Source organism: Streptomonospora sediminis (genome assembly GCF_054778995.1).
On sequence record NZ_BAAGYZ010000058.1, the window covers coordinates 83,216 to 92,638 of the forward strand.

Below are 9,423 nucleotides of genomic sequence, written 5' to 3' on the forward strand. Positions count from 1 at the left end.
GCCGTTATGAATAGTTTCCAGCTGATCAACAGCGAGTCCGGCCCGGGCCGGTTCACCGCCCTGGCCGACTCCTACGGTGGCCGATTCGAGACGGTGCGATTCCTCGCCGGCCATGGGCAGGGATACGCCGTCCTCGTGCGCGATACCTGGTGCGACAGCCTTACGGTGCTCAAGGGCATGTGGCTGCCCGACCCCGTGAAAACGGATCCCCGCCAGGCCCGCAGCGAACTGGCGAGAACCGCGGCCGAACTCCGCGAGGGCGTGCACGCCAGCCTCCAGACCAGCCAGCTCACCCAGCACTCCCCCGCGATCGTCAACGTCGTGGAAGAGCCTTCGCCCGCTTTGCAGGCGCTGGGCCACATCGACCGCGAACGCGAGAGCTTCGTCGTGCAAGAGTACGTGGGTTCCGAGGACGCGGGCTCGACCACGCTGGGCGGGCTCATCGCCGATTACGCCGCACGCGGGGCCCAGTTCTCCACCGTGGAGCTCCTGGACGTCGCCGAACAGTTGTGCGACGCGCTTGCGGCCATGCACACTCCTCGGTACCGCGAGGACGACGGCGGCGCGTCCGTCTCGACCTCCTGGGTCCATGCCGATGTGAAGCCGGACAACGTGCTCGTCCTGGAGACACCTCGGCGCTACGTCCTCATCGACTATGACGCGGCGAAACGCTCCGGCGACCGGATCGTTGTCTCAACCGATCCGTACGCGCCGGTTCAGCGCTACGCTGGCAGTCCGCCCCCAGAGAGAGACGCCGCCGACCAGCGATTCGACGTCTACATGTTGGGAGCGACTCTCGCTCATGCCGCCGGACTGCGGCCACTCGACGACAACCAGCGCTGGGCTCTCTACTGGGGCGACCCCCGCCAAGCCGAATCCGCGGTCACGGAGCTGGCCGACCTGGGCTACGGACCGATCATCACCCATGTGATCCGCAGTTGTCTGGCACGGCAGGAGTACCGACTCGCCAACGTCGGCATCGTGCGCGCCGAACTGCGCAAGGCCCGCGACAGCCACACCATGTTCGCCGCGCTGCAGGCGCGGAGGTCCCGATGAGCGGTTACCGGGGCAGGTCGGGACGCTCGTGGAAAGTGGAGCACGTGCGGCTGCGGCCGGGGCATCTACGTCCGGGGGACACCGGGGACGGCGCCGCTCCGCACCGGGTCGACCTGGTGGTCGACGAGCACGGCGGCGGATACGGAGCACTCCGTCGTTTCGCCGACCGCCAGCAGCGCGCGGACGCCCTCGGCATGCTGGCTCCCGGAGCGACGGTGCTACCGATCCTCTTCGACGTCGTCGACGACCCGCGCCTGCCGCCGAGCATCGTCAGTTCGTGGGCGGCCGGAGGCTCCGACCGTGTGCTCGCCCAGCTCAGCGAAGCCGATGACTTGCACTGGCTCATCACCCAGGACGCCCGCCGATGGCGCCCGTCGGAGGCGCTGCGCGTCCTGGCGCCTCTCGGGCAGGCGTTGGACCGCCTGGCCACACACGGCTACGCCCCCATCGAACTGTCGCCCGACCATGTCGTCCACCGCGACGGCCGGATCCGCCTCGTCGGGCTGTCCCGCCACACCTACCTTCCCGTCGAGGGCCGGTTCCCCTCCGCCACCGGGATGTCCCTGCCGACCGCCGAACTGCTGGGCGAGGACATCCCCGCACACGGCGCACCACTGGGCGTGTGGCGCGACGCCCAGATCCGGGCGCTGATGCGACTCGCCGGGTGGATGGCCTCAGGCCTTCCCCCTGTCGCCTTCGGCCCGGTCTCTGAACAGGGCGCAACTGCGCAGTACCTGCGCCACTCGGGGTTTTGTGACCTGCCGACCCTGCGCCCCGGGACATTGGCCGAGGACCTGTTGCACGCGGCACGTGAGGAGGAGATCTCTTCCGCGCAGGAAAGGATCGCCGCGGCATCCGCGGTAGTGGTCTACGACGACGCCGCCGGAGCGCCCTGGCGGCAGCCTTTGGAGGAGTGGCTGGGCGAGCACCGAGGATCACAACTCTCGGCCACCGTCACCAAGTCCGCTAAGGGGTGGTTCATCGCAGAGATCGACACGGGCGAGCGCCCCTGGTCCGTGTGGGTCCACGCCCGCGAGACCCCCGAAGGGCGCGGCCAGTGGATCGACGTGGAGCGGACCTACCCGGTCAGCTCCCCTGTGGTGGTGCGCATCGACGGCATTGAACCGCAACCCGACGGACGCCCGCCGAAGCTGTCGGGGGCGGTCGTTCGTCGCGGCTGGGGCGGCGTGCAGCCCAGGCCCCGGAAGCGGCAGGAGGCCGTCTCAGTCAATCCGGAGTGCGTCCGTCTCGCCCTTCAGCGCGAACACGGTCCGGGCGTGCTGGCGGTCGCGGCGTTCCCCCGGGAGCGCCAAAGCAGCCCACTCGCCGGGCTGCTATCGGGGGCCGGGTGGCTCCTCGTCGACCCCGCCAGCCTCGCTGACACCGTCCACGCGCTCCGCCGGTGTGCCGCCCGCCCCCGGTGGTTCGTCGTCGGCCGACGGGGAGCAGGTCTTTCACCGGCCCTACCCCCGGGTACGGAAACCGTCGATCCGGCGGAACCCCTATCCGCGCCCGAGATTGACGGGCGCTCGGCCCTGGACCTGCCGTTTCTAAGCGATCCCGCGCTGGAGGAATACCACAGCCAGGTGCTCGGCGGGGCGGGCGGACAGTCCCTGCGACGCCGCACGTTTCCCGCCGGGTGGGCCCTGGCCCTATCGCCGGACGCGCTTCAGCATGAGCAGCGGCGCAAGGGCGACGGAGCGCTTCCCGGATTGACGCAACTCATGGAACTCCTCCCCGAGGACACCGAACTGCTGCTGCGCGTACGCGACCGCCTCAACCGCCCCGGCTCCAGAAAGATCCAGGCTGCCAGGCTGGCAGCGACTCTGGACAAGGCTGTCCCGTTGCTCACGGTGACTCCCGCGCAGACCAAACTGCGGGACGAACTGCTGTCCGTGCTGCTGCATCCAGGGAACAGCCGGCTGCTCCCCACGGTCCGCACCCGGTTGCTGCCGGTGATCGCCCGACTCGCGGAAATCTTCGAGCCCACCTCGCGGATCGGGAACACTCCCATGCCGCAGCTACTGACATCTCGGGAAGGGCTGGAACGGATCTCGCTGCTGGCCCGCATGGCGATCGCCGTCGGCGACGAAAACCTGCACCGCGCGGCCGACTACACGGCGCTCCTGGACCCGCGCACCGTCCATGCGCTGCTGGATGTTCCCGCGCCGAGCCTGCGGTTCCTCGTCGAGCGCATTGCCGCCGGCGACCTCTCGGCACAACTCGCCGGGCTCGGCGCCGGACCCGACGCCGACCTCCTGGCGCGCTACACACCGCACGCCTGGCGGCTGCTTGTCGAAGGGATGCGCGACTCTCAGGAGGTCGGCTCCCTCGGACTGGCGTGGGCCCTGGTCGTTGACCAGGACCCGGACGGGATCGTCGACCCGAACGCGCTGAAGGTGCTGGCGGCCGACGCCGGATGTGAGCCCCGCTATGCCGTGCGCGCGCTCCTGAACGTGGAACCCCGGCTCCGGCCCTCGGTACTTGCCCACCCGGCCCTGGCAGCCGCCTGCTTGCGCGCCTCGGGCGACCTGGACATCGCAGACGTCCTGCAGGTGTTTCCCGACGCCGACACCCTGATCGGGCGGCTCGCCGCGCCGCAGCTGCGCGCGGCCGCATATGCCGGGTGGTCCCGTGAGGACCTGGATAGCGCGTTCGCCCTGGCCGAGCACCTCGGCCTCCCGCCCGAAGATGTGGTCCACTCGCTGATCAACGCCGGCGCCGACGATCCCGAAATCGTGGCCCGCGTCACAGGCGTCGCCGCCGCTGCGTGGCTGCTGCCACGCGTCGTCGCCGGATCCCCGCTGCAGGACCTGCTCGACCAACTGGTGCGGGATGAGGACGTGCTTCGGCAGTGGGCGATCGGCGGTAGTCGACCACCGCTGCGAATTCTCGCCGACGTGCTCGGAACCGACCCCCGCACCCTGGGCGTCTCCGGATCCATGGGCCGCGAGATGGTTGGCCGCATGGCGGCCGAACCCGCCCTGCTCTCCATTGCCCGGCGTTTGGAGACACCGCGCCTGCGGTTGGCTCTTCTCGAACTTGCCCGCATCCATGAGCCCGGCCTGTTGAGCCGACCGCACGTCCGGGTGTCGCTTCCCGACATCCTCTCCTCGCCACGGGCGGCGCAGGTTGTGCGCTACATCGGCTATGCGCGGCTCTCGGTCCCGAGTGCGGTGATCGCGGACGAGTTAGGGCTTCACGTTTCCGAGGCCGCCCTTCTACGCCACGTGGATCCCCTCCTGCCCGGCTTGGCGCAACGATGCCGTCAACAACTGGTTGCGCTCGGACGCGCGCACGGCGGCGCCGCGATGTACCGGGCGGCCGTGCTGGAGCACGCGCAGCCCGGCACGATCGACGTGGCGTACCGATGGGGCGTCGACTGGCTTCCACTACTCGCCGGTCCCGATGCCCGGACCGTCATGGCCATCGCTGCCCGGCACACTCCAAGCCCGCCGGTGTCGGCTTGGCTTCTGCGCGCCGGCCTCGATGGGCTCCGGGTAGTCGAGCGCCACGGCGACGCGGCCCTCGGTCTGCTCGACTCGCTGGGGCCTGAGTCCACTCCTCCTCAAGACGCGCGTGTGCTGGGAAGGCTCATGGATCTCACGCGCTCCACGGCGGGCGAACTCTACCGCTTGGTGACCGAACACGGCCTTCCTGTCGAGACCTGGCCATACGCGGCGGATTCCCTGGACGCCGGGCGGTCGCGCCGCCGCGTGCTGTCCGGGCTCCGCCGCCGAAAGGCGGCCCGACTGGTCCGGGCATCCGGGGCAGCCGGTGAAGCCGCTTCCGCACGCTGATTGCGCGGTGGTCGCTGACGCGCACGCTCGTCACGCGCGCCGCCCAGAGTACAGATACGTGTGCAGACTCTGAAACCGCTTGTAGCAGGGCGGGTGGCTAGCGGTCCACTTCTCCCAGAAGTTCATCTGCACATAAGCGGCATCGTGGCCGTTCTGGCCCCAGTGCTGCAAAAGCGCCTGGAGGGCGGGGCCGTACCCAAGGTCGGCGGCATAGCGGTCCGCGGCCAATTCCGACGAGCGCGACAGCGCCTGCGCGCCGGCCACGGCCGCCATGGCGACCATGAGGAATGGGAGAACATAACCGAAACAGCACAATCCGACAGCGGCCACCACAAACACGACGAGGTAATTATCGGTACTGCGAGCGAACACCAACGGTGTCACCACGGCAATGGAAGCCACGAATTTGATCACCTTCGCTATCAGAGCCGCCGGACGGCCGAAGTAGGCCATGGCCAGCAGAAATCGAGGGTGCCCAAGATTGTGGTGGCCCAGTTCATGAGCTAGGACGGCTTCCAACTGTGCAGGGGGGAGGTGGTGCAGTGCCGTGCGAGTGATGGCGACGATCCCTGAACCAACGGCGCTAGCGTTGATGTCGTCGTCGTCTTCGATCCAGACGGTGTAGTTATAGGGGTTCTGCCCCGCCAACCACAGCACGCGCTGCCAGGGTCCGGCGATGCGGTGCTGCTCTTCGAGAGTCGGGGGACGCAACCCCAGCAGCCAGCGCGCGATTCCGTTAGCGGTCCTTCCGTAGAAGCATAGGCTCCCGAGGCCCAGCCAGATACAGGCGACCATGGAGGCGAGCAGAAGAGGTACATATTCAACCAATCCTCCGTTCACGGAACCAAGAAGGACAAGGCAACCAAAAACGGACACCATGTACGCCACACACCACACGACTGCCACACTCACGACAGCTTTTGGTATCTCGATCAAGATCAACTGGGCATACGTAACCCCGTCGACCGCGGGTTTCCGCCGACGAGGGGATGAAGGATCGCCTTCCTGCGGAGGTTGCTGCGGCGGAATAAGAGGAACCTGGTGTTCGCGATGCACAGGGAACTCGGGGGGATAATAGGTCACTTCAACTCCAGGAGAAACAGCGCAACCGGTAGATCCTCCGGTTGCGACAACGAGAGTTACCAAGTAACTGATATTTACATAGTAACTTACCATTACCCCATTGCAAGGTAGAAGCTGTCGCTATTGCGATTGCGTGTAACCACCGGGCAACGGAACACAGGGCTGCCCGAATCTGCTGCAATCGCCACCTCCGGGCCAGCAGCGTGAATCCGCCCTCGCCCGGATCACAGCCGCGCTGGAGCCGATTGAACGTCCAGGCGCCGGGCGGTTCGCGTCTCCTCGATTGACCGGGGTGATGATGCCGACGCCGACATCGCACAGGCCAGGTCGGCCGGCGTGGGTGAGCCGCGGGGCGGCTGCGGCGAGGGGAGGCGCCTAGAGTGCATGCGCGCCGCGGTGAGGTCTCACACCGAACGGAACGGACTCCACCTCACTGGTACAGGGTGAAGCCGTCAAGGCACTTCAGCCCATGCAGATTGACGCTGTGAACGCGGGCCATCTGGAAGACCACCGGAAGCTCCACTCGCCAATGGCGCTGAGGCTCTTGTCCGAGCAGCGGTCGGTGGGGGCGGGACCAGCAACCGGGGAAACACTCCACATGGCGGGGAGCCCTCGAGAGGATCAGCCACTGATCCCGACTCAGGACCATCCCCCACGATGCCGATCTCACCTGACCAAACCAACGAAAGCTCCACCAAGTCCAAACCCGCCACACACTAAAGCGTCAACCTGTTGCTACAGCGCAAGGGGAGACTTCCTTGCCCGGTCGAAGCGTCCCTGCTGACCCCACTGCTTGATCAGCCGACCCCAACGGTCCTTGTGATCGAAGCGGGTCGCGATCTCGCGTCCGGTCGGGAGGGAACCGTCTTTCCTGAGGTTGGCCAGGGCCCAACGCCAGGCCTCCGACTGAATCGGGGGCACCGCATCCGCCGGATTCGCGATCTCCGTGGCAATGGTTGCGGCAGCCCGGTCGGCTGCCTCGACCACATGGAGGCGCGGGCGGTCCTCGACGTTGCAAGCGGGCGCAGGTTCTTGCTCGGCCTGTGTAGGCGCCTCCGGATCAGCCGGCTCGACCGCATCTGTGCGTACCGCTTGCTCATCGTCGGCGTTTGCCGTGCGTACGCCCCGCGCATCGATGCGGAACTCGCGCATGAGCAGCTCGTAGGCACCCATGAGGGCGAAGCTCGGCCAGGCGTGGATCACCCGCGACCACAGCGTGGGGTCGGCGACCGCGATGTTGGCCGCAAGCGACGCGACGCTCCCGAGAATTAGCAGCATCCACGGCAGCAGGCCGCCGCGCCGGCCGTGTCGGGCGTCGGCTAGCAGCGCCATCGACGACGCCACAATCATGCCGTCGACGGATAGGGGGAACAGCGCCGCGCGCCAAGCGGGTTCGCCGTGGCGCTGCGCCAGCTCGTACATGTGGCTGTAGCTGACCACCGCGGCGATCGCGGCCAACAGGAACACGGCGGCGATGGTTGTCCAGCGCGACCAGCGGGAAGACTCCATTCGAGGTCACCGCCCCGCCAGGTCAAGCTCGGTGGACAGGCGAACCCTCGTTGTGGAGAAGGCCGAGGGGGTATAGGAAATTGGTTCAAGTCCCCCCTCGGACTCGACCCCCCATACACCTGAACGCACCACCCCGCGCCTGCGCGGGAAAACGGTCGGCAACCCGGCCTCCCGCGTTCCGCTTCACCGGCTACCTGCGTCCACCACCGGATCACTCACCGGCAGGGCGATATAGGTCTCCGCCGTTGCCGCCTCCAGGACCGTGCCCGGAACCGGTCCCACCGTCGGTTCCAACCGCCCCATCACCGCCCCGAGCCGCTCACCTGCCTCCTCGCCATAGGCCTCGCGCACAGCATCACGCACACGCGCGCGCTGTTCGGCTGCGCGCACGCGGTACCGGCGAAACCGGTAATCGAGCTCCTGCTCCCGTGCACGCATGCCGTCGCCTTCCGGCACCCGATCGGCAAGCACTCCATCCCCCGGCGATGCGGCATCGTCGGAGCGGGTCTCCTCCACGATGCGCTGCTGCTCCTGGTGCAGACGCATACAAGCGGCAAAGAGGTGCGACGACATCCCCACCGTCATTCCCGTGCCCGGCAACGGAGCGGTGAGCATCGCCCGCAGCCCGTCGCGCTGCAGCAACTCCGCCGCACCAGCCGGCAGTACTTGGCGCAACCGCCGCCTCAACCACCCGGTAGCCCCGTCGCGTTCGAGCAGACGCAGCCCGGGCCGACCGGTCTGTGCGGAATCGGCGTCGCGGGAGATGGGGACCACCCGCAGCCGAGCGGCCGAACCGTAGCGCAGGAGGAAGTAGACCAACATACGCGAACGCACGACATCCAGCAGCACCTCGGCGTCGGCACCGGCCCCCTCCTCCCCCGGCTTGGTGGGATCCTGCGGCGCGTCGGGCCCACCTGGACCGCCGGGCCCGACGCAGGTGTATCGATGTCGTCGACCGTCATGAACACGTCGTCCTGGATGCTGGTGCCGCACAGGACGAGCCGATGCGGACGGCCGCCCCGTAGGGTTGTCGCCGCTTTCAGCTGCTTCTCGCCTTCCTGCAGCTTGCGTAGTCCGATGCGCCGCGCCGCCTTCGCCTCGATCAACCACATGCGCTGGTCCGACGAGGGAACCCGAACAGATCGGGGCGGCGGCCGTCGCCGAACCAGTCCTGCACCACGAACGGGGCGGCCGTTTCGGCGTGGGTGGTCGGCCCCAGCCCCATCAGCCGGCGGCACGCCCATTCGGCCATGGTCATACCCAGTCGGTAGGCGAAGGCGCCGCGGGCGCTTGCCTCGGCTCCCTGGGTGTAGGCCAAGCTGGGCAGCAAGCGGTGGCCCGGCAGCGCCGGCGTGGAAGCGCGGGTGCGGGTGAGGTAGGCCTGCAGCGGGGCGACCCTGGCCACAAGCTCCTGACCGGCCCGTTCGGGGTGGTGCACCAGCCAGGGATGCAGATCGCGCCCTACCGTCATCGCGGCGTCCATCACTTCGCGCCACGTCGTGGACGCGAGGTATAACCCAGCGGGAGGAACCGTCCCCGCGGCGGGCCATGGTTCATGGGCCCGGCGCCATGCCACGGCACGGCGCTTGTCCGGCGCATCGCGCACAACGACGGGGATTCCGACTTCATCGCGGGCGTCCAGGACCGGACCGTCCGGGCTGTGGGGGGAAACCATAGACCGCATGATGGCAGCCGGCCTCCGCCCCGACGAGAGCCCACCGACTCACGGACCGTGCCCACTCGCTAGGACTGGAAGCAGGCAGTCGCGGGCTCGGATCCGATCACCACAACGCAGCTGCGACCGATCATCGGGACTCGTCCAGGTCGATAGCGGCGGCGGTGACGGACCGGCACCTCGTCCGGGCTCGCGGACATCAGGCAACCAGGAATACTCAGCGGTTCGATTGTCCCTTTAGCCTCGGGCTTTCACGGCGGGCGTGACCGCAGACCCCTCTGGACATGCGAAAGGTGCTTC

At 68.1% G+C, this 9,423-nt stretch carries 6 protein-coding genes; 2 read left to right on the forward strand and 4 right to left on the reverse strand.

Annotation, left to right across the window (positions count from 1 at the left end; genetic code table 11):
- Positions 1–6: 6 nt before the first annotated feature.
- Positions 7–1,056 carry a protein kinase family protein gene (locus ACYVD5_RS12380; RefSeq protein WP_461001142.1) on the forward strand — a complete coding sequence of 350 codons (1,050 nt, stop codon included), beginning with the start codon at positions 7–9 and terminating at the stop codon, positions 1,054–1,056.
- Positions 1,053–4,856, forward strand: coding sequence for a thioesterase domain-containing protein (locus ACYVD5_RS12385; RefSeq protein ID WP_461001143.1), 3,804 nt, complete (start codon positions 1,053–1,055; stop codon positions 4,854–4,856). Before ACYVD5_RS12380 ends, ACYVD5_RS12385 begins: the two co-directional genes overlap by 4 nt.
- A 30-nt stretch (positions 4,857–4,886) precedes the next feature.
- On the opposite strand, the gene ACYVD5_RS12390 is transcribed toward ACYVD5_RS12385, so the two are convergent.
- The 4 genes from ACYVD5_RS12390 to ACYVD5_RS12405 all read right to left on the reverse strand — a co-directional run bounded on the left by ACYVD5_RS12390 (position 4,887) and on the right by ACYVD5_RS12405 (position 8,919).
- Positions 4,887–5,939, reverse strand: a complete 1,053-nt coding sequence (locus tag ACYVD5_RS12390) for a M48 family metalloprotease (protein ID WP_461001144.1) — start codon at positions 5,937–5,939, stop codon at positions 4,887–4,889.
- Positions 5,940–6,674: 735 nt separating this feature from the next.
- Complete coding sequence (locus ACYVD5_RS12395) at positions 6,675–7,448, reverse strand: DUF2637 domain-containing protein (protein WP_461001145.1); 774 nt, start codon at positions 7,446–7,448, stop codon at positions 6,675–6,677.
- A gap of 183 nt (positions 7,449–7,631) precedes the next feature.
- Positions 7,632–8,297 (reverse strand): hypothetical protein, encoded by a 666-nt coding sequence (locus ACYVD5_RS12400; RefSeq protein ID WP_461001146.1) that lies wholly within the window; start codon positions 8,295–8,297, stop codon positions 7,632–7,634.
- Between the two features lie 253 nt (positions 8,298–8,550).
- A complete protein-coding gene (locus ACYVD5_RS12405) occupies positions 8,551–8,919 on the reverse strand; it encodes a hypothetical protein (RefSeq protein ID WP_461001147.1) in 369 nt (122 codons plus the stop codon).
- Between the last annotated feature and the right edge of the window lie 504 nt (positions 8,920–9,423).